The following is a 26,989-nucleotide window of genomic DNA, read 5'->3' on the forward strand; positions in this document are numbered from 1 at the left end:
CACGACATGCCACACGCATGCCATGCCGCAGCGTGGACATGCACGGCATCGATTGCCCATGGCGTACAGTCGCGTGCCCCATACACGCCAGGCCGCACGTTTCGATGCCTTCCTATCTTCCCCTGCTGGCGGTCGCCGCCTGCCTGTTGCTGCCGCTGCAAGACAGCCTCGCTGCTGCGCCCGATCGCAACGCGCCTGCCGCGGTTGTCTCAAGCTGCACGGCCGATGCGTACAGCAGCTGTCCGTCCTGGATGCCGTCGCAGCAGGAGATGCGCACGGTGCTTGCCGATTATTTCTGCGACGCCGCCGATCGCGGGCTGGTCCGGCCGCGCGTGACGCGCGTGGTGCGAGCGGAGACCTCGCAGGTCACCTGCGCTGCGCTGGGGCCGGAAACCAATTCCAATATCGCCTGTGGAGGCGATATGCAGTTCATTGGCCCGGACGGCCGCACCGATTTCCTCACCTTCAGCCCGACCATGCATCGTCAGGACGATGGGCGCTATGCGATCTATGAAGGCGAGGACGAAAACGGCAACGCGGTGTGGCACACGCCCTCGCCGCAACGCGCATCGAAGGTCTGCACCGGCCAGCCATTGCGCTGACGAGCGTGCCGGAGCTGCCACCGGCAGCGTTTCCTGCGACGGCGATCGGTCTGCGCCAACGGGGCGCGCAGCCGGTCGCTGCAGCGTGCTCAGTCGTCTTCGGGCGGCGGCAGTACGATGCCGTCGGCATCGATGGCGAGCTTGCCGGCCATCAGCACCGCCTGGGTGCGGTTGGTGACGCCGAGCTTGCGCAGGATCGCGGTGACATGCGCCTTGATGGTGGCCTCGGACACGCCCAGATCGTAGGCGATCTGCTTGTTGAGGCGCCCGGCGCCGAGCATCTGCAGCACGCGGAACTGTTGCGGGGTGAGATCGCGCAGGCGCTGGCCCACTTCGCGTTCTTCGCTGTCGGTCGGCGGCAGGTTCTGCGCCTCTGCCGGGATCCAGCGCTCGCCATCGAGCACCGTGGCCAGGGCGCGGCCGATGGTGTCCGAATCGGCGGACTTGGGAATGAACCCGAACGCGCCATGGTCGATCGCACGCCGCATCACCGTCGGCTCCTCGCGCGCCGACACCACCACCACCGGCAGCTGCGGATGCAGCGAGCGCATGTGCACCAACGCACTGAATCCCTGCGCGCCCGGCATGTTGAGATCCATCAGCAACAGGTCGGCATCCGGTTGCGCATCGGCCAGGGTGTACAGCGCATCCACCGTGTCGGCCTCGAACAACTGCACGCCCGGCATCACGCGCTGCACAGCCCCGCGCAAGGCCTCACGGAACAGGGGATGGTCGTCGGCGATCAGCAGGGTGGTCATTGAGGTGCCGGGAATCGGGAATCGGGAGTGGGGAATCGGGAATTGCAAAGGCAACAGCGAAGGCAGCAAAGCAACAACAAGACGGCGACAGCGAGGCGGCGAAGTCAGTGTGACGGGTTGGGAGATCAAAAATCGACGTGGGCAGACATGGCCTGGGGACCGCTTCCACAAATCCCCATGCCGCCTATTCCCCACTGCTCAGGGAACCGCTTCGACGATTCCCCACTCCCGATTCCCCATTCCCGACGCGCGTCAGCGCGCCAACCGCTCATTGACCAACGAATCCACCACCGACGGGTCGGCCAGGGTCGAGGTGTCGCCGAGTTGGTCGGGGGCGTTTTCGGCGATCTTGCGCAGGATGCGGCGCATGATCTTGCCCGAGCGGGTCTTGGGCAGGCCCGGTGCCCACTGCAGGTGGTCGGGCGAGGCGATCGGGCCGATTTCCTCGCGCACCCAGGTCACCAGTTCCTTGTGCAGTTCCTCGCTCGGGGTTTCGCCGGCGATCAAGGTCACGTAGGCATAGATGCCCTGGCCCTTGACGTCGTGCGGGAAGCCGACCACCGCCGCTTCGGCGACCTTCGGGTGCGAGACCAGCGCGCTTTCCACTTCGGCGGTGCCGATGCGGTGGCCGGACACGTTGATCACGTCGTCCACGCGGCCGGTGATCCAGTAATAGCCATCGGCATCGCGGCGGCAACCGTCGCCGGTGAAGTAGCTGCCCGGATAGGTGCGGAAGTAGGTGTCGATGAAGCGCTGGTGGTCGCCGTACACCGAGCGCATCTGGCCCGGCCACGAATCCAGCAGCACCAGGTTGCCTTCGGTGGCGCCTTCCAGGACCTTGCCTTCGGCATCCACCAGTGCCGGCTGCACGCCGAAGAACGGCAGGGTGGCCGAGCCGGGCTTGAGATCGACCGCGCCGGCCAGCGGCGAGATCAGGATGCCGCCGGTTTCGGTCTGCCACCAGGTGTCCACGATCGGGCAGCGGCTGTCGCCGACCACCTCGTAGTACCAGCGCCAGGCTTCCGGATTGATCGGCTCGCCGACGCTGCCGAGCAGGCGCAGGCTCTTGCGCGAGGTCTTCTTGACCGGCTCCTCGCCATCGCGCATCAGCGCGCGGATCGCGGTGGGCGCGGTGTAGAAGATGCTGACCTTGTGCTTGTCGATCACTTCCCAGAAGCGCGACACGGTCGGATAGTTCGGCACGCCTTCGAACATCACCGCGGTGGCGCCGTTGGCGAGCGGGCCGTAGACGATGTAGCTGTGGCCGGTGACCCAGCCCACGTCGGCGGTGCACCAGTAGATGTCGTCCTCGCGCAGGTCGAACACCACTTCGTGCGTGTAGCTGGCAAACAGCAGGTAGCCGGCGGTGGTGTGCAGCACGCCCTTGGGCTTGCCGGTGGACCCGGAGGTGTAGAGGATGAACAACGGATCTTCCGCGTTCATGCGCTCGGGCTCGCACGCAGCCGGCTGGCCGTCGACCACATCGTGGAACCAGCGATCGCGCGGTGCCTGCATCTCGACCGCACCACCGGTGTGACGCACGACGAGCACCGTTTCCACGGTGTTGGTGCCGGGCAGTTTCAGCGCTGCATCCACGTTGGCCTTGAGCGGAATCTTCTTGCCACCGCGCAGGCCTTCGTCGGCGGTGATGATCAGCTTGCTCTGGCAATCGATCACGCGGTCGGCGATCGAATTGGCCGCAAACCCGCCGAACACCACCGAGTGCACCGCACCGATGCGCGCACAGGCGAGCATGGCCACGGCGGCATCGACGATCATCGGCAGGTAGATGGTGACCCGGTCGCCCTTCTTGACGCCCAGGTTGCGCAGCGCATTGCCGAGCTTGCAGACGCGCTCGTACAGCTGGCGATAGGTGACCGGATAGGACTGCGCATCCGGGCTGTCGGGCTCGAACAACAGCGCGGTCTTGTCGCCGCGCGTGGCCAGCTGGCGGTCCAGGCAGTTGACGCTGGCATTGAGCTCGCCATCGCCGAACCAGCGGATATGGAAATCCTCCAGCGCGTAGCTGACGTCCTTCACCTGGGTGGGTTGCTTGAACCATTCCAGCCGCTGTGCGGCCTTGCCCCAGAATTGCTCGGGGTGTTCGATCGATTCGCGATACAGCGTTGCGTACTGCTCGCGCGTAATGCGCGCATTGGCGGCGAACGCGGGATCGACGGGATAAACCTCAGCCATGGCACCCTCACTTGCGATGAACTTGTCGGAAGAGGACGTTGCGGCTGCCCTCGGTAGACAATCAGTGTGCCGTATCCATTCTGTCCCGGCGTTCAACCGGGCCTTAGACCTTGGTCTTACCTGCCGCAGCGCGTGATCCGCAATCCGTTGCCGGCCCTGGTGCGACGATCGGTCACCTTGTGGAATGCTGCGCTGCAGCTACGACCAAAGGCGAATAGGCTGCAAAGCGCGGACTGCCTCACGCTCCGCACAGCATCGCCATCAAGCGCGAGGCCATATCGGGGAGAGGGGTCCATGACACACCGTACTGCACCGTTAGTGCGCCATCCGCTGGCGGCTGCCTTGTTGGTGGCGAGCATCCTGCCGGGCGTGGCGTTCGCGCAGACCGCCAAGGAAAAGGCGCTGGAAGCGCGCATCGCCGAGCTCGAGCGTCAGGTCCAGCTGCTGGTGTCTGCGCAACAGCAGCAGCAGGGCCAGATCACGCAGACGCAGACCCAGGTGACCGAGGTGCGTGCCGCACAGGCGCAGGCACCTGCCGCGCCGGCGGTGCCGGCCGGCAAGCGGCCGATCCAGCTGACCAGCATCACACCCAATGCAGCGGCGGGGACGACGTTCCGCTACGGTGGTTTCATCAAGGCCGACTTCATGACCACCCGTACCTCCGACGGCGCATTGCCCGAAGGCGCGGTGGGGCGCTACCTGTACATCCCGACCCAGACGCCGGTCGGTGGCCAGGCCTCGAGCACCGACACCGACTTCCACGCCAAGTTCTCGCGCTTCAACCTGGGCGTGGACACGGTCACCGAAAACGGCGACAAGATCACCGGCTTCATCGAGCTGGATTTCTTCGGTAACGCGCTGGCCAACCAGGTCAACAATCTGTACGGCGGCACCCTGCGCCACGCCTACGTGAGCTGGAACAACTGGCTGGCCGGCCAGACCTGGTCCAACTTCATCGATTCCACGATCCTGCCCGAGGCGGCCGACATCGTCGGGCCGACCGACGGCGCGCTGTTCAGCCGCCAGACCCAGATCCGCTATACCCGCGGCGCCTTCAGCGTGTCGGCGGAAAATCCCGAGACACTGACCACGCCCTACCAGGGCGGCAACACCATCCTGGCCTCGGACCACGGCGCGATGCCGGACCTGACCGCGCGCTACAACTGGAAGGGCACCTGGGGCACGTTCGGCCTGTCGGCGATCGCGCGCCAGTACCGCACGCGTAGCGCGCTCACCAACGACACCGACTTCGGCGGTGCGATCGCCGGCGGCGGCCGCTGGATCATCAACGCCAACAACGATCTGCGTTACCAGCTCAGCTACGGCGAAGGCCTGGGGCGCTACCTGGGCCTGGGCAACGGCTCGGATGTGGAGATCGACATCGACGGCAACATCCAGACCGTCAGCACGATCGCCGGCTGGGTGGCCTGGCGCCACGACTACAACGCCAAGCTGCGCAGCACCATCATGTATTCGCGCGTGAACTACGACCACGACATCGCCAACACCGGCGCGCTCGCGAGCAAGTCGCAGCAGAGCATCCGCGCCAACGTGTTCTATTCGCCGCTGCCCAAGGTCGATGTGGGCGCGGAGCTGATGTACGGCCGCCGCGAAGCCGAGAACGGCGACAGCGGCGACATTTCGCGCCTGCAATTCACCACCAAGTACAGCTTCTAGTTTTTGCCACTGGCGGCCCGCTCCACTGCGGTGGAACGGGCAAGGCCACCGTCGTTTTACCAGCGCTCTACCAGGAGACAGACAATGACCGTCTCGAATGACGCACTGATCGCCAAGATCGATGCCAATCCGAAGTACCACGCACTCAAGCGCCAGCGCAACACGCTGGGCTGGACCCTCACCGTGCTGATGTTGCTGGCCTATTACGGCTACATCGGCCTGATCGCCTTCGACAAGGAATTCCTCGCCAAGCCGATGGGTGAAGGCGTGACCTCGATCGGCATCCCGATCGCGATCGGGGTGATGGTGTTCACCATCGCCATCACCGCCATCTACGTGCGCCGCGCCAACAACACCTACGACCAGCTGACCGCGCAGATCCTCGAGGACGCCCGCAAATGAGCAAGTATTCGCGTCTTCTCCTGATCCTGGCCGGGCTGCTGCCGGCCGGCATCGCGCTGGCCGCCGGCGGCGACATGGGCCAGGTCGACAAGCAACCCACCAACTGGGTGGCGATCGGCATGTTCGCCTTCTTCGTGCTGGGCACCTTGTGGATCACCAAGTGGGCGGCGGCCAAGACCAAGTCGGCCTCCGACTTCTACACCGCCGGCGGCGGCATCACCGGCTTCCAGAACGGCCTGGCGATCGCCGGCGACTTCATGTCGGCGGCCTCGTTCCTGGGTATCACCGCCGCGGTGATGGCCAACGGCTACGACGGCCTGATCTATGCGATCGGCTTTCTGGTCGGCTGGCCGATCCTGACCTTCCTGATGGCCGAACGGCTGCGCAACCTCGGCAAGTACACCTTCGCCGACGTGGCCGGCTATCGCTTCGCGCCGACTGCCATCCGCAGCTTTGCCGCGTCGGGCACGCTGGTGGTGGTGCTGTTCTACCTGATCGCACAGATGGTCGGCGCCGGCGCGTTGATCAAGCTGCTGTTCGGGCTGGACTACTGGGTGGCGGTGACCCTGGTCGGCGTGCTGATGATGGTCTACGTGCTGTTCGGCGGCATGACCGCCACCACCTGGGTGCAGATCATCAAGGCGGTGCTGCTGTTGACCGGCGTGACCTTCATGGCCGTGGCGATCATGTGGCACTTCAACTTCAGCTTCGAGGCGCTGTTTGCCGAGGGCGTGCGGGTGAAGACGGCGATCGCGGCCAACGGCGGTGCATCGCCCGAGGATGCGGCCAAGGCGGGCCTGTCGATCATGGGGCCGGGCGGTTTCGTGAAGGACCCGATCTCGGCGATCTCCTTCGGCATGGCGCTGATGTTCGGCACCGCCGGCCTGCCGCATATCCTGATGCGCTTCTTCACCGTTCCCGATGCCAAGCAGGCGCGCAAGTCGGTGCTGTGGGCCACCACCTGGATCGGCTACTTCTACATCCTGATCTTCATCATCGGCTTCGGTGCGATCGCTCTGGTGCTGACCAACCCGCAGTTCGCCGATGTCACCACCGGCACCATCCACGGCGGCAAGGGCGCGGCCAACATGGCGGCGGTGCTGGTCGGCAACGCAGTCGGCGGCAACGTGTTCATGGGCTTCATCTCGGCGGTGGCCTTCGCCACCATCCTGGCGGTGGTCGCAGGCCTGACCCTGTCCGGTGCCTCGGCGGTGTCGCATGACCTGTATGCCACGGTGATCAAGAAGGGCAACCCGGCGCCGGGTTCGGAGCTGAAGGTCTCGCGCGCCACCACCCTGGTGCTGGGCGTGATCGCGGTGCTGCTGGGCATCGTGTTCGAGAAGCAGAACGTGGCCTTCATGGTGTCGCTGGCATTCGCCATCGCCGCCTCGGCCAACTTCCCGGTGCTGATCCTGTCGTTGTTGTGGAAGAACTGCACCACCCGCGGTGCGGTGGTCGGTGGCTTTTTGGGCCTGATCTCCTCGCTGGTGCTGACGGTGCTGTCGCCGTCGGTGTGGGTGGACACGCTGGGCAATGCAGCCGGCTCGGCGCCGTTCCCGTACACCTCGCCGGCGCTGTTCTCGATGACCATTGGCTTTGTCGGCATCTGGCTGTTCTCGATCCTGGATCACAGCCCGCAGGCCGCCAACGAACGTGCCGCGTTCAAGGCGCAGCAGATCCGTGCCGAAACCGGCCTGGGTGCCAGCGGCGCGTCGGGTCACTGACGGACAGTCACTGAGCAGTCGCAGAACGCCGGCCTAGTGCCGGCGTTTTGCGTTTTGGCCAAGGCTGGCAGCGGGCAGCGCCTGTGTTGCCACGTCCCTATGATCGTCTTCTGACGCGAAGGGCGGGGGGGTTATCGGTCGACCGCGCACACCGCGCCGGTGCCGGCAGCGATCCAGCATCGTGACGACCCGTGCGCAACGCCCCATCAGACCTCGGTGCGCTGGCGTCCGACGCGCTGCGCGCGCATGCACGACAGCGCTGCGTCCTCGCGTGGCATCGATGCGATCGCATCGTCCGCTTCGTTTTGCACGCAATGCCTGCGCGATCGCGAACAACCGCAACACCAGCGAAGAAATTAAGTCATCTAGGGTGACTAAATTGGCGCACAAGCCGAACGCTGATCACGCACGGCTTGGCCTCACCCCCGGTATCGACCGGCTGGCGAGTGCGCTGCAAGCGAGTTCGCCGATTGCGTCGACCTGTCGGCTCTCGTCCATCCCTTGCCCTTGCTGCACCTACGAACCGGGACACAGAGACCATGCCGACCACCCTCGTTCCACATCCCCTGGCCCGTGCCTGCCGCCTGCTCGGCGCGCTGGCCGTGCTGGCGGCCATGCCGCAACTTGCTGCGGCATCCTGTGGCAATACTGCCAACAAGATGGCGGAGATCCTCAACGACAAGTTCACCGCCGATACCCTGGTGCTGGCCCATCGCGGCCTGTGGGGCAAATACTCGGGCGATCCAGCGATTCCGGAAAACTCCAGCCGCGCCGTGCTCAATGCCGACGTGCAGTGCATGGACGGCGTCGAGCTGGACGTCAAGGTGACCCAGGACGGCATGCCGGTGCTGAGCCACGACTTCAATCTTGGGCGCACCACCGACGTGTACACCGTCGTCGGGGGTGCCAAGTACAACCCGAGAACCAACCAGGGCGCCAACCCGCTGGTCAGCAGCCTGTCGTTGGCCAACATCAAGCGACTGCACCTGCTCACGCCGGACCGTGGCACCGTCACCGGGTGGGAGATGTACAGCCTGGACGAGTTGTTTGCGTACTGGAAGCGCAACAACATGCAGCTGCCGCTGATCTTCGACGTCAAGTCGGCCGATGGCGTGCGCGCGGTACACACCGCTGCCCTGAAGGCGTTTCCCGATCATCCCGAGCAGGTCGTGGCGATGAAGGTCAACGCCACGTTGTTCCCGCACCCGGCCGCCTTTGTCGGCAACTCCCGGTATGTGCATGCCATCCCGGTCTACACCACCAACATGCTGGCGAAGATCGATGTGCCGGCCAGTCGCGTCGAATGGCAGCGCTATGCCCACACGCTGGAAATCAACGTCAAGCAGGACGATGGCCTGTTGCAGGGCCAGAAGAACGCAGCGCGTGCCGAGGGCAAGCGCATTGCCATCTTCCAGGCCATTCCCGATGGCCCGGGTGCCGGCGAGTTCATCAGCAACAACGGTTCGTGCTGCTACCGATTGTCGCAACTGTATTCCTCGTACCAGGGCAAATCCGATACCGCAGACCACCGCGGCGATATCGGTTTCCTGATGTCGCAGCGGTTCGGGCTGATTACCACCGACGACCCGAAGTCGACCATGCGCACGCTGAAGATCAACGGGCGGCGCATTTCGCATTACGCCCCGTAACGCCTTGACGGCATCCGGTGCGGCCGAGGTTGCCGCACCGGATGGCTGGCAAGCGTCAATCGCCGCTGTTTCGGAGGGAGATGTCATGTCCAGGTCATTCAACCTTACTGTGGGTCCTGCACGCGCGAGGCGCTGCGTCTTGCTGCTGCTCGCTGCCTGCATGATCACGCAGGCTGCCATTGCGTCGCCGGCAGACGCAGATGCGGGCAAAGAGGCTGCGCCAGCGGAACAGGCACGCCGCGACAATGCGGACAGCGCCGCTGCGTCCATCGAACGCGCGGTCCTGGCCGAACACGCAAGGCGCCAAGGCCTTGCCGATGATCCGCAAACCGCGGCCCTGCTGCGCGAGGCGGCCGACACCGTGCTCGCGCAGGCCGAGCGCGATCATCTGCTGCAGAGCGTGACGGTGTCGCAGGCCGCTATCGCACGGCGTTTCGCCGAACGGCCGGGCGACTTCGACGAATTCCGGCTCAGCCATGTCTTCATCGCCGAACAGCCCGAGTCGGCGCCGCGGCGCAGTCATCCATTGAGTCAGGCGCAGGCCCTGGAGCGTGCGCAGATGCTGCGCCGTCGTATCGCGCGTGGAGGCGATTTCGCCCGACTGGCCGCCGAGGAATCCGACGATGGTGCCACTGCCGCCGACGGGGGACAGTTGTCGTCGATGTTCGGCCTGTACCTGGACACCCCTTTCGCGGCGCCGGTGCGTGCGCTGGCGGTGGGCGACGTGTCCGGCCCCGTGCGCGGCCCCGGCGGGTATCACCTGATCCGCCTGGAGGAAAAGCACACCGCCACCCTCGACACCGTGGGCGGGATGATCGAAGCCCAGCTGCGCGAAGAACTGCGCGATCGCGCCATCGCCCAGCTGGTGCGGGACCGCTCTGCGCAGGCGGCGGGTCTGGCGTCCTCGGAGCAGAGCCAGCGCAGCGCCGAGGCGGATGCACCGCGGATCCGGCAATGAGCGGGAATGGCGCGCCGTTCCGATGGCTGCTCCTCGTGCCGCAGGCGCTGGCCTTGTCAGCCTGTGGTACCGGAGCGCGGCAGGACTTCCAGGCTGAAGCGACGCTGCAGGCCAGCGCTGCAGGAACGGGGCGCAGCAGCGCCGCTGCCGCGCCGGGCGCGCTTGCCGCGGCGTCGTATGCGCGCGCGCAGGCCTATCGCCACTGCGCCATGCTTGCCGAAGCGCCGCCGGCGCCGTCCGTTGGCGATGCGGACCCGGCGGAGCCTGGCGCGCGCGCGGCGGTGTCGCAACGCGCACGCGACCATGCTGCCCGGCTGAAGGCGTGCCAGCACGTGGGCGAAGGCGAGTACGCGCAGGTGGACCAACTGCTGCGTCAGGCTGCCGCCGGCGGCAATACCGACGCGCAGCTGGAATTGCTGCGTCGACGCGCCGGTCTGCTGCTGGAGCGCCAACCCGCGATCGCCGAAGACGGCAGGCCGCAACCGCTCTCCCGGTCCGATCGTGCCGAGGCCGAGCAGGTGCTGGCCGACCTGGAGACGATGGCGATGCAGGGCAACCGGGCGGCGATGCCGGTGCTGGATCAGTTCGTGTCCTCGCCGCTGCTGGCGAGCGCCGAGCCGTTCTACGGCGATGCCTGGCGACTGGTGGCCCAGCAGCCGTTCGGACATCCGCTGCCGCCTGCCGCCCCGCTGCGCGGCGAGGAGATGTTCGAGGAGATGGATGCCGCCACCGAGCAGCAGGTGGTGATGCTTGCACGGGAGCTGCATGCCAGCTGCTGCGCGCGCTGACGCAGCAACCGCGCCGGGCAGGCTGCCGTAGCGCCAGCGGCAGGGCGAAGACACACGGCCTGCACGGCAGGCGGCGTCGCTGCCGGCGCGCGCACTAACGGAAGTAGCGCGCCTTCAGCGGCAGCGTGGCTGCCCCGATCGCGCAGGCGTCGGCCGGTGCCTCGGCCGGCAGCAGCACGGGCATCGGCCTGGCCTGGCCGCGGCGCGGCAGGTTGTCGATCTGCACGGCGGCGATCAGGCGCCGGGCCAGGTCGGCCGGCAGGCGGCCGCCGAACACGATCGCTTCCGGGTCGCACACCGCAGTGATCGCCGAGACGATCAACGACACCCCCGGCGCACTGCGCGCGATCCAGCGTTCGATCGCCGGCCAGCGCGGGTCGTAGGCGGCCAGCAGGCTGCGTACATCGGCAAACACCACGCCGTCGGCGGCCAGCAGTTCGCGCAGCAATTCCAGCGTGGCGCGTTCGAGCTTCTGCGCCGGCAGCATGCCGGCGAATTCACCGGCATTGCCGCGCGCACCGCGCATGACCTGGCCGTCGATGACCAGGCCACCACCGAACCCGTAGCTGAGATAGAGATAGGCAAAATCGCGGTGGCGACGGCCCACGCCCAGCATCGCTTCGCCGGCGGCGGCCACGCTGCCGTCGTTGTCCATCCACACCGGCTGCGCGCAGGCCTGCGCCAGCCAGGGCGCCAACGCGAACTCGCCAAGCGCGCGCAGCGGTTCGGGCGGATTGATGCGCCCGTCCTCACCGGTGAAAAACCCGCTCATGGCCAGCCCGATGCCCAGCCGCGGCCCCGCCGCGTGCTCCAGGCCTGCCAGCAGCGCCGCATCGCCGGCCTGCAGCTGCAGCAACACCGCATCCGCACTGCGCGCGTCCAGCGGCAGCTCGCTGACCGCCAGCACCTGGCCGGTGAAATCCACCAGCGCCAGGGTCAGCGCATCGGTGGCGATGGACACGCCCAGGGTGTGGCCGTGCGCCGGATTCAACGACACCGCCACCCCCGGCTTGCCGCGCCCGGCACGTGCCACGCCGCTGCCCATGTGGACCATGCCGCGCGCCTGCAGGCCTTCGATCAGGCGCACCGCGGTCTGCACGGTCAGCCCGGTGCCGCGGCTGAGGTCGGCGCGGGTGAGCACGCCGGCCAGGCGCAGGCGGTCGAGCATGTCGCGCTCATTGCGGCTCAGGACGGGGAAATGCGGCGAATGCGGCGGCAATGCGACAGCAGCAGTGGACGGCATGGCGAGCGGTGGCACGGGGGACGCGCCAGTCTACCCGCTTCGGCTGAAATAATTAATTCACAGTAAGTTATTAAATTGGCGACCTCTGCCATCCGCGGTCATCCCATGTCACGTTTGCGTACCCGCCCATGTCCCCGCCTCGGCCTGCTGGCCCTGTGCATGAACGCCAGCCTGGGCGCCCATGCCGCCGCGCCGGCCAGCGACACCAACCCGGTGCAGCTGGACGCGGTGCAGGTCTCCGGCCAGCACCTGTCGATCCGCCAGGCGATCGGCGCCAAGCGCGAGGCCGCCGTGGTGTCCGACGGCGTGGCCGCCGACGATATCGGCTCGATTCCCGACTTCGGCCTGGGCGAGGCCCTGCAGCGGGTGCCGGGCGTGTCGATGGTGGTCAACAACGGCCGCGGCGAGGCGCAGTTCATGAGCCTGCGCGGCTTCAACCCCGACTACAACAACGTGCTGATCGACGGGGTGGCGCTGCCGTCCACCGAGACCAGCCGGCGCGTGCAATCGCTGGACGTGATCCCCGCCTCGCTGGCGCAGCAGGTGGACATCTACAAGAGCTTCAACGCCGACATGGACAGCAATGCCATCGGCGGCATCGCCGCGCTGCGCACGCGCAGCGCCTTCGATCACGACGGCCGCTTTGCCACCGTGCGCGCCAACCTGGCCGACTGGGAAAACCGCCGGCAGCTGCAGGGCAGCACCCCATCGGGCCAGGTGCAGGGCAGTTTCAGCGACGCCTTCGGGCCGGACCAGCGCTTCGGCGTGGTGCTGTCTGCCGATTACTTCCGGCGCGATTCGGCGTCGTTGAATACCGCCATCGACAGCTACAGCTATTACGCTAACGGTGTGCGACAGACCCTCACGCCCGGTCTGGATCCGGACGGCCTGGCGATCGCACCGGACCGCTTTCGCCCGCTCAGTTACGACAACCTGCGCCAGCGCCGCAGCGTGTTCGGCAAGCTCGAATACGACGACGGCCAGGACGTGAGGCTGGCCTTCAGCGCCGGCACCTTCGAGCACGGCAACGACGAGCAGCGTCGCTCGCAGTGGATCAACCGCGTCGGCAATGCCACGATCACCGACGCCGGCAACGGCCGCTACGCGCAGGGCAGCGCGCAGGTGGATGCTAACCATTTCGACCAGACCCGCACGCTGCGCTACGCGCAACTGGGCGGCAGCTTCCGGCTCAATCCGGAAGGGCATGTAGACGCATTGCTCAACCGCGCCACCGGCAAGTACCGGCAGGACACCCGCGAGGACGTATTCAGCGCCGCCGCTTCCCCGCGGCTGGGCTTTGCGTATGCGCTCGGCGATGATGCGCGCCCGCGCATCGCCCCGGTCGACCCGGGGTACTACGGCAATGCGGCCAGCTACACCCAGCAGTATTTCTTGACCCGCGTGGAAAAGAGCCGCACCGACACGACGACGTTCAAGCTGGACTACAGCCAGAACGCCGATGCCGATGCGCGCGGCTGGGGCTTTCGTGGCGGCCTGCAGTACCGCGACCTGCAGCAGCGCTACAACCTGGATGAAGTCCGCCGCAATCCGGCCGGCCGCGTGAGCCTGGCGACGATCGGCACCGACGATGCGCGCATCTGCCCCTACGCCGAAGTCGGCTGCCTGTTGTTGATCGACCCGGCCAGGGTCGCCGCGTTCGCTGCCGCCTCGCCAGGCGCCTACGTGCCGGCCAGCACCAATGCCCGCAACAGCGCGATCAGCGATTTCGGCATCGACGAGCGCAGTGGCGCCGCCTATGTCATGGGTACCTGGCATGGCGAGCGCACGCTGGCCACGGTCGGCCTGCGCAACGAATACCTGCAGCGCGCCGTACGTAGCGCGGTGCCGCAGCCCTTGAACAGCACCAGCAACTACGTGCAGCAATCGGCCGACAGCGACCGCCGCTTCCTGCTGCCTTCGGCGAACCTGGCCTGGGACATCACCCCGGCAGTGAAACTGCGCGTGGCCGGCAGCCGTACCATCGGTCTGCCCACCTATGCCGACATCGGCCAGAACAGCAGCCCGGTGGTCGATGCCACCGGCTTGACCATCAATCGCAGCATCGCCAACCCGCTGCTAAGCCCCCGTCGCGCCGACAACCTGGACCTGTCGCTGGAATGGTACCCGGACCGCGATTCACAGCTGTCGCTGGCGCTGTTCCACAAGCGCATCGGCGATGAAATCGTGCGCCTGACCAGCACCGATACCCAGCGCGACCCCGGCGGCCTGGTCGGCAGCTATCAGGTCACCACCACCCAGGCGATCAATACCGGCGATGCGCAGGTGCAGGGCATCGAATTGACCGCCATCGACACACGCTTCGATTTCCTGCCCGGCGCCTGGTCCAACCTGGGCGCGATGTTCAACGCGACTCTGCTCGACCCGCGTACCGCCGATGTGCAGATGGCCGATGGCACGCGCCGCGCGCTGCCCGGCCTGATGGAATCGCCCAGGCGCAGCGCCAATGCCTCGCTGCTGTACGACATTGGCCGGTTCAGTGCGCGCGTCAGCGCCAACTACACCGGCCAGCAGCTGCTTTCGGCCGCCACCGACAACCGCGTCAACGACCGCTATTACGACGCGATCATCAGTTACGACGCGCAGCTGGCCTGGAACTTCAGCAAGCAACTGCGCCTGACCGTGCAGGGCCGCAATCTCGCCAACGCGCGGCTGACGCGGGTGATCGGTGCTGACCGACAACTGATGCGCGAGCAGCTCGACAACGGCCGCGCCTATTACCTGGGAGTGGACTATGCGTTCTGATCGCCGCGGCGCATCGGCGCCATTGCTGGCAGTGCTGGCAACACTGGCCGGCAGCGCCAGTGCCGACGATGCCGCAACTCCATCGGCAGCCACGCCCTTCGTGCCGATGGAGACCCTCGTCAGCGGCGACTGCTGGGGCCAATGGCCGGACGATGTGCTGGCGGCGGCGAGCCGCTGCAAACCGGCCGAACACAATCGCATCGCCTTGCAGGTACCAGACGATGCCGATGGCCCGGCACGCGTCGGCATCGATGCCAGTGCCTGCCGCGGCGCGCGCTGCGCCGGCCTGGCGCAGGTGTTGCAGACCGCGCCCACCCAACGGCTGCTGCTGCGCACGCCACCTGCACGCATCGACGCAGTGCTGGCCGCCTTGGATCAGGCCCATGCACGCGAACGCGTCAGCATCGAACCGCTGGTGCAGCCGGTGCCGGCGCCTGGCGCGCCGATCACGCTGGCGCCGGGCGTGCGCTACTGGCGGCAGGCCATGCGCGCACCGCAACCGGTGATGCTGCATATCGCCGAGATCGATCTTGCCACCCCCGGGCTGCAACTGGTGGGCACCCCTGGCGAGCGCAGCGGGGGCGGCGAGTTCCTGGCCAAGCCGACCACCGCGTTCGTGCGCGACCGTGGCCTGGCGCTGGCGATCAATGCCGATTACTTCCTGCCGTTCGAGGGCGGGCAGTTGTTCGACAAGGCGTTCGTGCCGGCGGCAGGGCAGGGCGTCACTGCCGAAGGCCTGGCGATCGACGCGGGGCATCTGGATTCGGCCGCTGCCACCAGCGATGCACGCGTCAACGCGGCATTGTGCGTGAGCGCGCGCAATGCGGTCAGCATCGTGCATGGCAGCTGCCCGCCGGGCACCCGCCTGGGGGTGGGGGCCGGCCCACTGCTGCTGCGCGATGGCAAGCGCCAGCGGCGCGAGGCCAGCCGCGCCGAGTACTACGACGGCCCCGAGCCGCGCAGCGCGCTGGGACTGGATCGCGCGCGCAGGGTGCTGTGGATGGTGGTCGCCGACGGCCGCCAGCCGGGCTATAGCGCCGGCATCACCCTGGACGCGCTGACCACGGTGCTGCAGCAGCTTGGCGCCACGTCCGCCATCAACCTGGACGGCGGCGGCTCCAGCACCCTGGCCGCGCGGGTGGATGGGCGCGTGCGCGCACTCAATCGCCCCATCCACACCGGCATCCCGGGGCGCGAACGCCCGGTCGCCAACCAGCTCGGGGTACGCATCGCGCCACGGCCCTGAGCGCACACGGGCGGCGCGGTACCATTGGCGGTTTGAACCACGGTCCGCGCCATGAAGATTGCCTCCTGGAACGTCAACTCGCTCAACGTGCGCCTGCCGCACCTGCAACAGTGGCTGGCGGACTTCGCGCCGGACGTCGTGGGCATCCAGGAAACCAAGCTGGAAGACCACAAATTCCCGGATGCGGCCCTGGCCGCGCTGGGCTACCGCAGCGTGTTCTGCGGGCAGAAGACCTACAACGGCGTGGCGATCCTGTCGCGCTCGCCGGCGCTGGAGGTGCAGATGGGCATCCCCGGCTTCGATGACGTGCAGCAGCGTGTGATCGCCGCCACCGTCGATGGCGTGCGCATCATCAATCTGTATGTGGTCAACGGCCAGGATGTGGGCACCGACAAGTACGCCTACAAGCTGCGCTGGCTTGAGGCGGTGCACGACTGGATCGCGCAGGAACTGCAACGCCACCGGCAGCTGGTGGTGCTGGGCGACTTCAACATCGCCCCGGATGCGCGCGACGTCTACGCGCCGGAAGTGTGGAGCGACAACCACATCCTCACCTCCACCGCCGAGCGCGGCGCCCTCAACAAGCTGCTGGCGCTGGGCCTGCACGATGCGTTTCGCCAGCATCACGACGATGCCGGCCATTTCAGCTGGTGGGATTACCGCCAGGCCGCCTACCGCCGCAACCTGGGGCTGCGCATCGATCTGACTCTGGTCTCGGACGCCTTGCGCGCCCGCGCGGTGGAAGCGGGCATCGATCGCGAACCACGCACCTGGGAGCGTCCCAGCGACCACGCGCCGGCCTGGGTGCGGCTTGCCGAGGCCAGCGCATGAGCGAGCGGCATCTGCGGCGTAGCACGCACAAGGTTGGCGAGGTCACGCTCGGGCCGGTGCACCGGCTGAGCTGTCACTGCGGCGCGGTGCAGATCGATCTGGACCTGCCGCACGGGCTGCTCGATCCGCGCCGTTGCGATTGTTCGATGTGCCGCCGCCGCGGCGCCATCGTCGCCTCGGTCACGCTCGATGGCCTGCATGTGTTGCAGGGCGAAGACGTGCTGCGGCTGTATCAGTTCAACACGCATACCGCGGCGCATTATTTCTGCGGCGTGTGCGGTATCTATACGCATCACCGGCGGCGCTCCAACCCCAACGAATACGGCTATAACGTCGGTTGCCTGGAAGGCGTCAATCCGTATGCGCTGAACATCGCCGTGCCGGTGGAAGACGGGGTTCACCATCCGGCCGATCGGGTTGCGGTCGATGGCTGAAACGGCAACGCCCGGGCAAGCCCGGGCGTTGGGTTCTGCAGCGTTGCGTGTACGTTGTTTAACGCACGCGGCCACGTGTAAACAGGTTGACGATTGCCAGCAGAATTACCGCACCCACCAGCGACCACACGAAGGTCCACAGGGTGATGGCCTGATTGATACCGCCACCGAACAGGAAACCGGCAATCAGCGCGCCGACGATGCCGACCACGATATTGAGGATGATGCCCTGCTGCGCATCGCGACGCATGATGATGCTGGCCAGCCAACCCACGATGCCGCCGACGATCAACCAGATGATGATGCCCATGTTGCCGAACTCCTCATTCGATTGCACCGAAAGTAGTGCATGGGCGCCATTCAACGCAGACAGGCGTGAAGTGACTGTCGAGCGCGATCACACGCCGATGCGGGCGTTGTGCTTGGTGCATGCAGCGTGACAGCGTACGCGAGCTGGCACATCGGACCGGTGCAACTGTGGCTGCGTCCGCATCGGCATGGCGAGCGCGGCGAGCCACAGGCGCGCGAGTTGCTGGGCCAGGCGCTGGCGTTGGAACCTGCCCGGGTACCGCTGCTGCGTGACGCGCGCGGGCGCCCGTCGCTGCAACCGGGCTTGCCCGATTGGGACGCCGGCTGGAGCCATAGTGGCGATTATCTGTTGGTCGGCCTGGGCAACCGCGTGCGGCTGGGCGTGGACCTGGAACGCATCCGCGCGCGCCCGCGGCTGCTGGAGATCGCGCAGCGATTCTTCCATGCCGACGAAATCGCACTGCTGGCCGGGCTGGAGCCGGACGCGCAGCAGGCGCTGTTTTTCCGCCTGTGGTGCGCCAAGGAAGCGCTGCTCAAGGCGTATGGGCATGGTCTGTCGTTCGGCCTGCATCGGCTCGCCTACGCGGTGGCACCCGACGGCGCATTGCAGTTGCAATGGTGCGACCCGGCGCTGGGCCAGGCCGCACACTGGCGGCTGCACGAGTGGTGGGCGGCGCCGGACTGCCGCGCCGCACTGGCGTTCCATCCATTGCCGGCCGACTAGGCGCGGCGATCAACGCACTGCATCTTTGCACCGCAGCGCCAGCGCGTTGTCTTGATCGGCTGCAGCACGTGCAGACCGTGGATCTGTGCCGTGGCGGCCCGACCACTGTCTCAGGCAGGTTCCGGCCACGCCGCGGAATGCGGCAGGATCGGCTGACGGAACTGCGCCACCCCGTCCAGATCGCGCAAGGTCACCGTCAGCACGCCGGTGCGTGCATCGATCTCCACTTCGCCAAAGAATTGAAATCCTGCCAGCGGCGACAGGTTTGGCGCCGGCGGGGCTTTCTGGAAGATCACCGTCGGCCCGAACGTGGCATCGAGTGCATTGGGGCCGAAGCTGCCGGCATTGAGCGGGCCGGCCACGAATTCCCAGAACGGCTCGAACTGCTGGAACGCCGCGCGGTCCGGGTGGTAGTAATGCGCCGCGCAATAATGCACATCGGCGGTCAGCCACAGCGTGTTGCGAATGCGCGCTGTGCTGATGAAACGCAGCAGCGTGGCGATCTCCTGTTCACGCCCACGCGGCACGCCCGGATCGCCGTTGGCGACCGCCTCCCAGCGCGCGCGGCCCGCTGCGTCCTGCCCATCGGGGACCTGCAGGCCGATCGGCATGTCGGCGGCGATCACCTTCCATTGCGCGCGTGAACCGGCCAGTTCGCGCTGCAGCCAGGCCAGTTGCTGCGTGCCGAGAAACGCTGCGTCCGCGCCCGGCTGCGGCTGCAGGTTGTCGCTGTTGGCGCCGCGATAGCTGCGCATGTCCAGCACGAACACATCCAGCAGCGGGCCGTAACTGATCTTGCGGTAGATGCGACCGTCGCCATCGGCACGCACGCCGCGCATCGGTGCGTATTCCAGGAATGCCTGGCGCGCACGACCGGCCAGCACCCCGATATCGCGCACCTGATAGCGCGCGTCCAGCTGCTTGCCGGGCGACCAGTTGTTGGTGGTTTCGTGATCGTCCCACTGCCAGAGTTGTGCGACCTCGGCATTGAAGCGGCGCACATGCTCATCGAGCAGGTTGTAGCGGTAATTGCCGCGGAATTCGTCCAGCGTTTCGGCCACCTTGCTCTTGGCCGCGGTGGTGAGGTTGCGCCAGCGCCTGCCTTCTTCGACGACCAGCTCGGCCGGGACGGGGCCGTCGGCATAGATGGTGTCGCCGCTGTGCAGGAAGAAGTCCGGGTTGCGCTCGCGCATCGCGCTGTAGATGCGCATGCCGCCGATGTCCGGATTGATGCCGAAGCCCTGGCCGACGGTATCGCCGCTCCAGACAAAGCGCACATCGCCACGTGCCTGCGGCGCACTGCGCAGATGGCCATGCACCGGCGCGCTCAAGGCGCCGTTGTCGGCATCTTCGAAACGCACCCGGTAGAAGATGTCCTGATCGCGCGGCAACGCGCACAGATCCACCCGCGCAGTGAAATCGTGCGCCGGCAAGGCCACCGGCCCATCCACGCGACGCGCCTGCCGCAGGCTCGGGCGCGTATCCCATTCCACCCGTAGCCGCGCCGGCCGGTCGCAGCGGCTCCACAGCATGGCCCGGCCATCCACGACATCGCCGCTCTGCACTCCATCGGTGATCAGCGGCCGCCCGGACGGCGCAGCCAGGCTGCGCGTGGACCAAGCGGCAGTGGCCGGCAGCAACAAACCGGCACCCAAACCTTGCAACACGCGGCGGCGGGCGGGATCGGCGGTGGGCATGGCATCCTCGATGCGTCTGGCAGCGGGCATCCAGATATAGCGCCGCTGTCTTACCGGGGCGTGTCCATGGCGCTGCATGACGCAGCAGGCCAGGCGGCGAGAGGCCGTCACCTCGTTGCGCAGCACGCAGGTGATGGGGTGCGTGACAAGGGCGCGGAATGGCGGTTCACGCGTGCTGCCGCTGTCGTGGAAGCTCGGCGCAGGGCTGTCGTGGCGGATGGGGGGCGCATGCCGTTGCCATGCTCCGCAGCACACCGCAGGCTCATGCCTCCACTGCGCCGGCCTTGCCGTCTTCGACCACGAAGCGTTTCAACGTCGAGACCGTGGCATCGCGGTCGCGGCGGTCGGAGATGCCTTGCAGGCGGGTTTCCATCCGCCCCGGCGTCAGCGTCACCGAGACATAGCCGCGGGTTTCGCCTTCGGCGTAGTGCACATGCGGATTGAGCGCCATGGTGGCGTGCAGTTCGGCGTTGCTCTGGCCGTCGGAGGTGATCGAGGTGCCGACGAATTCGGTGGCCAGCGTCGCCGAGTCCGGGTCGGCCGGATCTTTCTTCAGATCGTTCACCCAGTACGAGTGGATGTCGCCGCCCCAGAACACCGGATTGCGCAGCCGCGTGGTGGCGATCGCCTCGAGCATGCGGGTGCGCGTGGCCGGGTAGCCGTCCCAGCCGTCGGTCCAGTGGCCGAACACGCCGTCGCGGCCATGCTGGTTCAGCGGTGCCACCAGCAGATCCTGCGCGATCACGTTCCAGCGCGCCGGCGATCGTGCGAAGGCGCCATGCAGCCAGCGCTCCTGTTCCCAGCCCAGCATGCTGCGGCGTGGGTCGGTGCGTTCGCGGCAGCTGGCGTCCACCACGTGGCCGCCGCGCCAGCCGTTGGCCTGCGGGCAGGGTTGTTCGCTGCGGTACTGGCGCCCGTCGAGCACGTAGAAGCGCGCCAGCTGGCCGTAGTCCAGCGCCCGGTAGATGCGCATGTTGGCGCCATGCGGGCGGCTGGCTGCGCGCAGCGGAAAGTGTTCGTAAAAGGCGCGGTAGGCGGCCGCGCGTCGGGCCAGGAAGCTGTCGACCGCAATCGAAGGGTCCTGCGACCAGCGATTGGCGTAATCGTTCTGCACCTCGTGGTCGTCCCAGGTCGCCACGCAGGCGCTGCCGGCGTGCAGCGCCTGCAGGTCGGGGTCGGTGCGGTACAGCGCGTAGCGGTTGCGGTAGCCGGCCAGATCCAGGCACTCGCCGCTGCCGTGCGGGCGCACGATCTTCTTCGCCGCCTCGCCGCGGTTGCTGTACTCGTAGATGTAATCGCCGAGGAAGAACACCAGGTCCGGCTGTTCGGCGGCCAGGTGGCGGTAGGCGCTGAAATAGCCCTGCTCCCAGTGCGAGCACGACACAAAGCCCAGTCGCGCCGCATCCGGCAACTGGTGCGGCGCCGGCAAGGTGCGCGCGCTGCCGACCGGGCTACGCGCGCCCAGTGCCTGGAAGCAGTACCAGTACGGGCGATCGGCGGCCAGGCCGGCCAGCTCCACATGCACCGCATGGCCCCAGGCCGGGCTGGCCACGGTCTGCCCCTGGCGCACGATGCGGCGCATGCCCGGGTCGCTGGCCACCTGCCAGCGCACCTGCACCGGGGCGCTCAATCCACCGCGTCCATCCGGCTCCAGCGGGCGCGGCGCCAGCCGCGTCCAGATGACGAAGCCGTCGGCCAGCGGGTCGCCGGCGGCCACGCCCAGGGTGAACGGGTCCGGGCTGCCGCCGGCACGTGCGAACGGGCTGAGCAGTCCGGCGGCCGCCAGCCCGGCGCCAGCGATGAGAAGACGGCGCCGGCCGTGATCCACGGCGGCAGGGGCGTCGCCGGGGCCGGGCAGGGGCGATGCGGAGGATGGGGCGATCAAGGACATGGACACAACACGCAATCAGGCGGACGCGACCATGGTGCGACGGGCGGATGTCCGTTCGATGGCAGCGGCACTGCCGTGGCTGCCGGCGCAGGCTCGCACGCACCATCGACCATCGACCATCGACCGATGGCCGATGGCGGATGGCGGATGGCAGACAGCAGATGACGGACACGGGGTGTGCCACCGCGGTGGTTGATCCTGCCCACAGGGATGCGCATGCGCCGGTGCAGCCGCCGCTGGCGTGGCTGCAGGCCCTGCGGCATCGCCAGACCTGGACATGTGTGCTGGGCAGATTCAAGTACGCCAGCTTCCTGCCCACGCGCCGCGTATCGCCACCATGCGCGGTACGCGTGCACCTGCACGCCGGCCAGCTGCGATAATCGCGGCATGAACGATGCCGCACTTGCCCCCGATGTAGCCGCCGCACTGGCGCATGGCCTGCAGGCCCAATCCCTGGATGCGGACTTTGCCGCGCCGTTGTTGCGCTATCTGACGCTGCTGGTGCGTTGGAACAAGACCTACAACCTCACCGCCGTGCGCGACCCGCGCGAGATGGTCACCCGCCATCTGCTCGATTCGCTGGCCATGCAGCCCTACATCGCCAGCGGCACCTTGGCCGACCTGGGCACCGGCCCCGGCCTGCCCGGCATCCCGCTGGCGATCACCCGCCCGCAGCTGCAGGTCACCCTGGTGGAAAGCAACGGCAAGAAGGCGCGCTTCATGCGCGAGGCGCTGCGCCAGCTGGCGCTGGGCAACGCACGCGTGGCCGAGTCGCGCGCCGAAGCGCTGGACGAACCGGCCGCCTACGACCACCTCACCGCGCGGGCGCTGGATACGCTGGCCGGCATCATTGAGGTCGGCGGTCACCTGCTGCGCCCCGGCGGCAGCCTGCTGGCGATGAAGGGCATCTATCCGCACGACGAGATCGCCGCGCTGCCCCCCGGCTGGACGCTGGCCGAGGTGCATCCGCTGCAGGTGCCCGGCCTGGAGGGCGAGCGGCATCTGGTGGTGGTGCGCAAGGCAGGCTGAAACGGCCGGCCCGTCCGGCCGCGCGCATTCACTCCCCACTCCCCGCGCTGGGACTTCCGGCCCATGGCAGCTGCCGCCCGGGCTGCCATGATCGAACGTTCGATCCGAACGCAGGCCGCCCGCACGTGACATCTCCTCTCGCCGCCGCACTTTCGCTCGCCCTGCTGGGCGCAAGCTTCGCCGCCACCTCGGCGCAGGCCGCCGCACCGGCACCAGTGGCGCCTGCCACGCTGACCACCGAGCGCCCCGCCGATGCGCGCTTCCGCGCCATCTACGAGAAAGAGTGGCGCTGGCGCCAGGCCGAGACCGGCCAGGCCGACGAAGACAGCGACACCACCGGCGACAACACCCATCTGCCCGATGTCGGCCCGGCCGCGCAGCAGGCGCGCCTGGCGGTATGGGACGGCGTGCTCAAGCAGCTCGACGGCATCGACCCGAAACAGCTCTCGCCCAGCAACCAGGTCAACTACGCCATCTACCGCCCGCAGGTGGAAAACCTCGCCGCCGAAGTGCGCCTGCGCCTGTACGAGATGCCGTTCAACTCGGACAGCTCGTTCTGGTCCAACCTGGGCTTCATGGCGCAGCGGCCGATGAAGACTGCCGCCGAGTACCGCGCCTATATCGCGCGCCTGAACGATGTGCCGCGCTACTTCGACCAGCAGACCGCCAACATGCGCGCCGGCCTGGCACGCGGGTTCAGCGTGCCGCGCGCGGTGCTGGATGGCCGCGACGTTTCCATCGCCACCGTGGCCGAGGTCAAGGATCCCACCGCATCCAGCTTCTACGCCCCGTTCAACCAGCTGCCGGCGCAGATCCCCGCCGCCGAACAGGCGCAGTTGCGCGAGCAGGCCAAGGCCGCGCTCAGCACGGCGGTACTGCCGGCCTACGCCAAGCTGCTGGGCTTTTTCCGCAACGAGTACATGCCCAAGGCGCGCACCACGCTGGCGGCCGAAGCGCTGCCCGACGGCAAGGCGTTCTATCGCCAGCAGATCCGCGAATACACCACGCTGGAACTGACCCCGGAGCAGATCCACCAGATCGGCCTGGACGAGGTGGCGCGCATCCAGGCGCAGATGGACGCGATCATCCGGCAGGTTGGCTTCAAGGGCAGCTTTGCGCAGTTCCTGAGCTTCCTGCGCACCGACCCGCAGTTCTACGCCAAGACCCCGCAGGAGCTGCTCGATCGCGCCGCGTGGATCTCCAAGCGCGTGGACGGGCAGGTCGGCAGGTTCATCGGCACGCTGCCGCGCGGGCGCTTCACCATCAAGCCGGTGCCGGACGATATCGCCCCGTTCTGGACCGCCGGCCGCGGTGGTGCCACCACTTACTGGGTCAACACCTACAACCTGCCGTCGCGGCCGTTGTACAACCTGCCGGCGCTGACCCTGCACGAATCCTCGCCGGGGCATTCGCTGCAGGGCTCGCTGGCGCTGGAGCAGGGCGACCAGCCGGCGTTCCGTCGCGAAAACTACATCTCCGCCTATGGCGAAGGCTGGGCGCTGTACACCGAGAAGCTCGGCCAGGAAATGGGCATCTACGAGACCCCGTACGAGGAATTCGGCCGGCTCACCTACGAAATGTGGCGCGCCTGCCGGCTGGTGATCGACACCGGCGTGCACCACGACGGCTGGAGCCGCGAGCAGGCGCTGGCCTACCTGCGCGACCGCACTGCGCTGAGCGAGCACGAGGTCACCACCGAGGTGGACCGCTACATCTCCTGGCCCGGCCAGGCGCTGAGCTACAAGCTGGGCGAGATCACCATCGTCAAGCTGCGTGCCGAGGCTGAGAAAGAACTGGGCGACCGCTTCGACATCAAGGCCTTCCACGACGCGGTGCTGAAGCAGGGGTCGGTGACCTTGCCGGTGCTGGAACAGCAGGTGCGCGCCTTCATCGCCGAGAGCAAGTCACGCCCGGCCGCCGCCAGGCCAAACGCCGCCGCCCCCTGATCCGGCACAACGGTCCGCTCCACGTAGGAGCGGACCCGGCCGCGACGCCCGGCCCGACCCTGGCACCGCCGCGGCCTGGAACATCCAGGTGACCGCTGCCGGCGACCGGCCATCCACACGCTGTGTGCGTGCAGCCGGCATCCCGGCGTGATGCCATTGGTCCGACCCCGACCCCGACCCGACCCGACCCGACCCGACCCGACCGCGTCGCGGCCAGGTCCGCTCCTACCGCGCTGCCGTGCCGTGCGTGCCCTGCCGCCCATGCGATTGTGTAACTGCCCCGGCCCCGATACGCTGCGCCCATGCTGCTTCGCCGCGCCCGCCTGTTGCACCCCTTGCTGCGCCTGATGGCGTTGGCGGTGCTGGTCATGGGCGTGCTGGTGGCACCGGTGGCTTGCGCGCTGGGCGATGTGCATGCACTGGCGCACGACCAGATGCACCTGGAAGACACCGCGCCGCATGGCCATGACGGCGCCGACGAAGGCGATGCCGGCGAGCGCGACGGGGCCGGCCTGATGCACGCCCTGATGCATAGCGGCTACTGCCATGGCCAGAATCCGGCGGTATTGCCGGCGCTGGCCTGGCTGCCGCTGTCCACGCACGCGCAGGCCCAACCCGTGGCCGTGTTCGCGTACTACCGCTCGCACCTGAGCGAGACCGGATTGCGTCCCCCGATCGCGGCCTGATGCATCGCCGGCAACTGCCGGCCTGTCCATCGATCCCGATTCCGGAGACACCCTCATGTGGTTGCGACTGACGGCACTGGCCGTCTTCGCGGTCGTGCCGTGCGCCATGGCGCAGGATGCACCGCCCAAACCCGTGCTGACCCTGGACGACGCCATCGCGCGCGTCGCCCGGCAGCACCCCGACCTGCGCCTGGCCGATGGCCAGCGCGCGGTCCTCACCGCCGAGGCCGAGCGCGACGCGCTGCGTCCGCCGTTGCGCATCGGCGCCGAACTGGAAAACGTGTTCGGCACCGGCCCGACCCGCGCGCTGGACCAGGCCGAACTCACCGTCACCCTGGCTGGCGTGCTGGAACGCGGCGGCAAGCTGGACGCACGCCGCACCCTGGCCCAGGCACGCATCGACGCACTGGCCCCGCAACGTGCGCTGGCGCGCCTGGATGTGCTGGCCGAAGTGGCGCGGCGCTATCTGGCCATCGGCATGGCCGCGCAGCGGCAGGCAGTTGCGCTGGAAACGCTGGCGCAGCGGCAGCGCACCGTCAGTGCCGCGCGCCAGCGGCTGCAGGCCGGCGCCTCGCCCGAATCGGTGCTGCTGACCGCCCAGGCCCTGCAGGCGCGCGCGGAACTGGAGCGCGATCGCGCGCAGCAGGAGCTGCTGGCCGCACGCCGCCAGCTGGCGGTGTTGTGGGGGCAGCGCACGCCTGACTTCGGCGATGTCACCGGCGACCCATTGCAGCTGCCGGCGATTCCCGACTTCGAGGTGCTGGCGCAGCTGCTCGATGCCACTCCCGAACTGGCGCGCTTGAACGGCGAGCAGCGCGTGCGCGAGGCGCGGGTGCGGCTGGCACGCAGCCAGGCGCGCCCGGATCTGGACTGGCAGGTGGGCGTGCGCCGGCTCCAGGCCAACGACGCCACCGCAGTGCTCGGCAGCGTTTCGCTGGCCCTGGGCAGCGAGACGCGCGCACAACCGGAGATCCGCGCCGCCGAGGCGGAGCTGTCGTTGCTGGAGATCGAACGCCAATCGCAGGCGCTGGTGCTCTACGCCACCCTGGCCGACGCGCATGGCCGCTACCGCGCCGCGCAGCTGGAAGTGGCGCGGATGCGCAGCGATGTGCTGCCCGCACTCGCGCGTGCCGATGCCGCGGCCGAGCGCGCCTACCGCGCCGGCGCCACCAGTTATCTGGACTGGGCGCAGCTGCAGGCGCAGCGCAGCGATGCACGCCAGCAGCAGCTGGCGGCGGCGCTGGAAGCGCAGAGCGCATTGATCGAGATCCAGCGCCTGACCGGGCAGCCATTCGTGGTCGACAACGCTGCGCAGGTGCGGCCATGAGCGCGACGTCCGCTGTGCGTTTTCGCCCTGCCTGCCCGTGTGCGCCGGGATCTGCTGCGCCGGGATCGGTATCGACCTTCGCAATCGCGCCGGCATCCAGCAGTCGCCA

The 26,989-nt window shown here is 67.9% G+C and carries 22 protein-coding genes; 16 read left to right on the top strand and 6 right to left on the bottom strand.

Features of this window, described 5'->3' with window-relative positions:
* The first annotated feature begins 38 nt into the window (after positions 1 to 38).
* A complete protein-coding gene (locus EO141_RS12945) occupies positions 39 to 602 on the top strand; it encodes a hypothetical protein (RefSeq protein WP_241236665.1) in 564 nt (187 codons plus the stop codon).
* 89 nt (positions 603 to 691) lie between these two features.
* Here EO141_RS12945 and EO141_RS12950 read toward each other — a convergent pair whose 3' ends face one another.
* Positions 692 to 1,360: a response regulator transcription factor gene (locus EO141_RS12950; protein ID WP_010374372.1), complete on the bottom strand. Its 669-nt coding sequence runs from the start codon at positions 1,358 to 1,360 to the stop codon at positions 692 to 694.
* Positions 1,361 to 1,612: 252 nt separating this feature from the next.
* Complete coding sequence (gene acs, locus EO141_RS12955) at positions 1,613 to 3,556, bottom strand: acetate--CoA ligase (RefSeq protein WP_127169398.1); 1,944 nt, start codon at positions 3,554 to 3,556, stop codon at positions 1,613 to 1,615.
* A gap of 294 nt (positions 3,557 to 3,850) precedes the next feature.
* Here acs and EO141_RS12960 point away from each other — a divergent pair, with 294 nt between their 5' ends.
* From EO141_RS12960 to EO141_RS12985, 6 genes are all read left to right on the top strand, one after another.
* Positions 3,851 to 5,233, top strand: a complete 1,383-nt coding sequence (locus EO141_RS12960) for a DcaP family trimeric outer membrane transporter (RefSeq protein WP_164739200.1) — start codon at positions 3,851 to 3,853, stop codon at positions 5,231 to 5,233.
* Between the two features lie 84 nt (positions 5,234 to 5,317).
* Positions 5,318 to 5,635 carry a DUF485 domain-containing protein gene (locus tag EO141_RS12965; protein ID WP_104585619.1) on the top strand — a complete coding sequence of 106 codons (318 nt, stop codon included), beginning with the start codon at positions 5,318 to 5,320 and terminating at the stop codon, positions 5,633 to 5,635.
* Entirely contained in the window at positions 5,632 to 7,359 is a 1,728-nt protein-coding gene (locus EO141_RS12970; RefSeq protein WP_104585622.1) for a cation acetate symporter, read from the top strand. Before EO141_RS12965 ends, EO141_RS12970 begins: the two co-directional genes overlap by 4 nt.
* A 614-nt stretch (positions 7,360 to 7,973) precedes the next feature.
* Positions 7,974 to 9,008, top strand: coding sequence for a glycerophosphodiester phosphodiesterase family protein (locus tag EO141_RS12975; protein ID WP_232087986.1), 1,035 nt, complete (start codon positions 7,974 to 7,976; stop codon positions 9,006 to 9,008).
* A gap of 160 nt (positions 9,009 to 9,168) precedes the next feature.
* On the top strand, positions 9,169 to 9,966 hold the full coding sequence (locus EO141_RS12980) for a peptidylprolyl isomerase (protein WP_127169399.1): 798 nt from the start codon (positions 9,169 to 9,171) through the stop codon (positions 9,964 to 9,966).
* Entirely contained in the window at positions 9,963 to 10,754 is a 792-nt protein-coding gene (locus tag EO141_RS12985) for a hypothetical protein (RefSeq protein ID WP_127169400.1), read from the top strand. Before EO141_RS12980 ends, EO141_RS12985 begins: the two co-directional genes overlap by 4 nt.
* A 94-nt stretch (positions 10,755 to 10,848) precedes the next feature.
* Here the strand turns inward: EO141_RS12985 and EO141_RS12990 are convergent, their stop codons facing one another.
* Positions 10,849 to 11,997, bottom strand: a complete 1,149-nt coding sequence (locus tag EO141_RS12990; protein ID WP_115678103.1) for an ROK family transcriptional regulator — start codon at positions 11,995 to 11,997, stop codon at positions 10,849 to 10,851.
* Positions 11,998 to 12,156: 159 nt separating this feature from the next.
* On the opposite strand from EO141_RS12990, the gene EO141_RS12995 reads away from it, so the two are divergent.
* Genes EO141_RS12995 through EO141_RS13010 form a run of 4 tightly spaced genes read left to right on the top strand, consistent with a single transcriptional unit; the run spans position 12,157 to position 17,271 of the window.
* Positions 12,157 to 14,760 carry a TonB-dependent receptor gene (locus EO141_RS12995; RefSeq protein WP_241236666.1) on the top strand — a complete coding sequence of 868 codons (2,604 nt, stop codon included), beginning with the start codon at positions 12,157 to 12,159 and terminating at the stop codon, positions 14,758 to 14,760.
* Positions 14,750 to 16,006, top strand: coding sequence for a phosphodiester glycosidase family protein (locus EO141_RS13000; protein WP_127169402.1), 1,257 nt, complete (start codon positions 14,750 to 14,752; stop codon positions 16,004 to 16,006). The genes EO141_RS12995 and EO141_RS13000 overlap by 11 nt, the downstream gene beginning before the upstream one ends.
* 51 nt (positions 16,007 to 16,057) lie before the next feature.
* Positions 16,058 to 16,837, top strand: coding sequence for an exodeoxyribonuclease III (xth, locus tag EO141_RS13005; protein WP_104649893.1), 780 nt, complete (start codon positions 16,058 to 16,060; stop codon positions 16,835 to 16,837).
* Positions 16,834 to 17,271 carry a GFA family protein gene (locus EO141_RS13010; protein WP_104585639.1) on the top strand — a complete coding sequence of 146 codons (438 nt, stop codon included), beginning with the start codon at positions 16,834 to 16,836 and terminating at the stop codon, positions 17,269 to 17,271. Before xth ends, EO141_RS13010 begins: the two co-directional genes overlap by 4 nt.
* Before the next feature lie 58 nt (positions 17,272 to 17,329).
* On the opposite strand, the gene EO141_RS13015 is transcribed toward EO141_RS13010, so the two are convergent.
* Positions 17,330 to 17,581 carry a GlsB/YeaQ/YmgE family stress response membrane protein gene (locus EO141_RS13015; RefSeq protein WP_016901812.1) on the bottom strand — a complete coding sequence of 84 codons (252 nt, stop codon included), beginning with the start codon at positions 17,579 to 17,581 and terminating at the stop codon, positions 17,330 to 17,332.
* A gap of 126 nt (positions 17,582 to 17,707) precedes the next feature.
* Between EO141_RS13015 and EO141_RS13020 the strand changes: the two genes are divergently transcribed.
* Positions 17,708 to 18,304: a 4'-phosphopantetheinyl transferase superfamily protein gene (locus tag EO141_RS13020; protein WP_127169403.1), complete on the top strand. Its 597-nt coding sequence runs from the start codon at positions 17,708 to 17,710 to the stop codon at positions 18,302 to 18,304.
* 110 nt (positions 18,305 to 18,414) lie between these two features.
* On the opposite strand, the gene EO141_RS13025 is transcribed toward EO141_RS13020, so the two are convergent.
* Both EO141_RS13025 and EO141_RS13030 read right to left on the bottom strand, forming a co-directional pair.
* A complete protein-coding gene (locus EO141_RS13025) occupies positions 18,415 to 20,001 on the bottom strand; it encodes an alkaline phosphatase D family protein (protein ID WP_127169404.1) in 1,587 nt (528 codons plus the stop codon).
* A gap of 262 nt (positions 20,002 to 20,263) precedes the next feature.
* On the bottom strand, positions 20,264 to 21,892 hold the full coding sequence (locus EO141_RS13030; RefSeq protein WP_127169405.1) for an alkaline phosphatase D family protein: 1,629 nt from the start codon (positions 21,890 to 21,892) through the stop codon (positions 20,264 to 20,266).
* 387 nt (positions 21,893 to 22,279) lie between these two features.
* Here EO141_RS13030 and rsmG point away from each other — a divergent pair, with 387 nt between their 5' ends.
* From rsmG to EO141_RS13050, 4 genes are all read left to right on the top strand, one after another.
* A complete protein-coding gene (gene rsmG, locus EO141_RS13035) occupies positions 22,280 to 22,921 on the top strand; it encodes a 16S rRNA (guanine(527)-N(7))-methyltransferase RsmG (RefSeq protein WP_104585644.1) in 642 nt (213 codons plus the stop codon).
* 125 nt (positions 22,922 to 23,046) lie between these two features.
* Positions 23,047 to 24,867: a DUF885 family protein gene (locus EO141_RS13040; protein WP_127169406.1), complete on the top strand. Its 1,821-nt coding sequence runs from the start codon at positions 23,047 to 23,049 to the stop codon at positions 24,865 to 24,867.
* Between the two features lie 302 nt (positions 24,868 to 25,169).
* Entirely contained in the window at positions 25,170 to 25,553 is a 384-nt protein-coding gene (locus tag EO141_RS21395; protein ID WP_164739202.1) for a hypothetical protein, read from the top strand.
* Between the two features lie 55 nt (positions 25,554 to 25,608).
* Positions 25,609 to 26,880: a TolC family protein gene (locus EO141_RS13050; RefSeq protein WP_127169407.1), complete on the top strand. Its 1,272-nt coding sequence runs from the start codon at positions 25,609 to 25,611 to the stop codon at positions 26,878 to 26,880.
* Positions 26,881 to 26,989 lie beyond the last annotated feature (109 nt).

The sequence above is a fragment of the Xanthomonas sp. BRIP62415 genome (assembly GCF_003993515.1).
Classification (GTDB): domain Bacteria; phylum Pseudomonadota; class Gammaproteobacteria; order Xanthomonadales; family Xanthomonadaceae; genus Xanthomonas; species Xanthomonas euroxanthea.

What these genes read in the sequence shown, in the direction of transcription:
- EO141_RS12945 (WP_241236665.1), top strand. Translation starts at nt 39, where the DNA reads ATGCACGGCATCGATTGCCCATGGCGTACAGTCGCGTGCCCCATACAC.
- EO141_RS12950 (WP_010374372.1), bottom strand. Translation starts at nt 1,360, where the DNA reads ATGACCACCCTGCTGATCGCCGACGACCATCCCCTGTTCCGTGAGGCC.
- acs (WP_127169398.1), bottom strand. Translation starts at nt 3,556, where the DNA reads ATGGCTGAGGTTTATCCCGTCGATCCCGCGTTCGCCGCCAATGCGCGC.
- EO141_RS12960 (WP_164739200.1), top strand. Translation starts at nt 3,851, where the DNA reads ATGACACACCGTACTGCACCGTTAGTGCGCCATCCGCTGGCGGCTGCC.
- EO141_RS12965 (WP_104585619.1), top strand. Translation starts at nt 5,318, where the DNA reads ATGACCGTCTCGAATGACGCACTGATCGCCAAGATCGATGCCAATCCG.
- EO141_RS12970 (WP_104585622.1), top strand. Translation starts at nt 5,632, where the DNA reads ATGAGCAAGTATTCGCGTCTTCTCCTGATCCTGGCCGGGCTGCTGCCG.
- EO141_RS12975 (WP_232087986.1), top strand. Translation starts at nt 7,974, where the DNA reads ATGCCGCAACTTGCTGCGGCATCCTGTGGCAATACTGCCAACAAGATG.
- EO141_RS12980 (WP_127169399.1), top strand. Translation starts at nt 9,169, where the DNA reads ATGATCACGCAGGCTGCCATTGCGTCGCCGGCAGACGCAGATGCGGGC.
- EO141_RS12985 (WP_127169400.1), top strand. Translation starts at nt 9,963, where the DNA reads ATGAGCGGGAATGGCGCGCCGTTCCGATGGCTGCTCCTCGTGCCGCAG.
- EO141_RS12990 (WP_115678103.1), bottom strand. Translation starts at nt 11,997, where the DNA reads ATGCCGTCCACTGCTGCTGTCGCATTGCCGCCGCATTCGCCGCATTTC.
- EO141_RS12995 (WP_241236666.1), top strand. Translation starts at nt 12,157, where the DNA reads ATGAACGCCAGCCTGGGCGCCCATGCCGCCGCGCCGGCCAGCGACACC.
- EO141_RS13000 (WP_127169402.1), top strand. Translation starts at nt 14,750, where the DNA reads ATGCGTTCTGATCGCCGCGGCGCATCGGCGCCATTGCTGGCAGTGCTG.
- xth (WP_104649893.1), top strand. Translation starts at nt 16,058, where the DNA reads ATGAAGATTGCCTCCTGGAACGTCAACTCGCTCAACGTGCGCCTGCCG.
- EO141_RS13010 (WP_104585639.1), top strand. Translation starts at nt 16,834, where the DNA reads ATGAGCGAGCGGCATCTGCGGCGTAGCACGCACAAGGTTGGCGAGGTC.
- EO141_RS13015 (WP_016901812.1), bottom strand. Translation starts at nt 17,581, where the DNA reads ATGGGCATCATCATCTGGTTGATCGTCGGCGGCATCGTGGGTTGGCTG.
- EO141_RS13025 (WP_127169404.1), bottom strand. Translation starts at nt 20,001, where the DNA reads ATGCCCACCGCCGATCCCGCCCGCCGCCGCGTGTTGCAAGGTTTGGGT.
- EO141_RS13030 (WP_127169405.1), bottom strand. Translation starts at nt 21,892, where the DNA reads ATGTCCTTGATCGCCCCATCCTCCGCATCGCCCCTGCCCGGCCCCGGC.
- rsmG (WP_104585644.1), top strand. Translation starts at nt 22,280, where the DNA reads ATGAACGATGCCGCACTTGCCCCCGATGTAGCCGCCGCACTGGCGCAT.
- EO141_RS21395 (WP_164739202.1), top strand. Translation starts at nt 25,170, where the DNA reads ATGCTGCTTCGCCGCGCCCGCCTGTTGCACCCCTTGCTGCGCCTGATG.
- EO141_RS13050 (WP_127169407.1), top strand. Translation starts at nt 25,609, where the DNA reads ATGTGGTTGCGACTGACGGCACTGGCCGTCTTCGCGGTCGTGCCGTGC.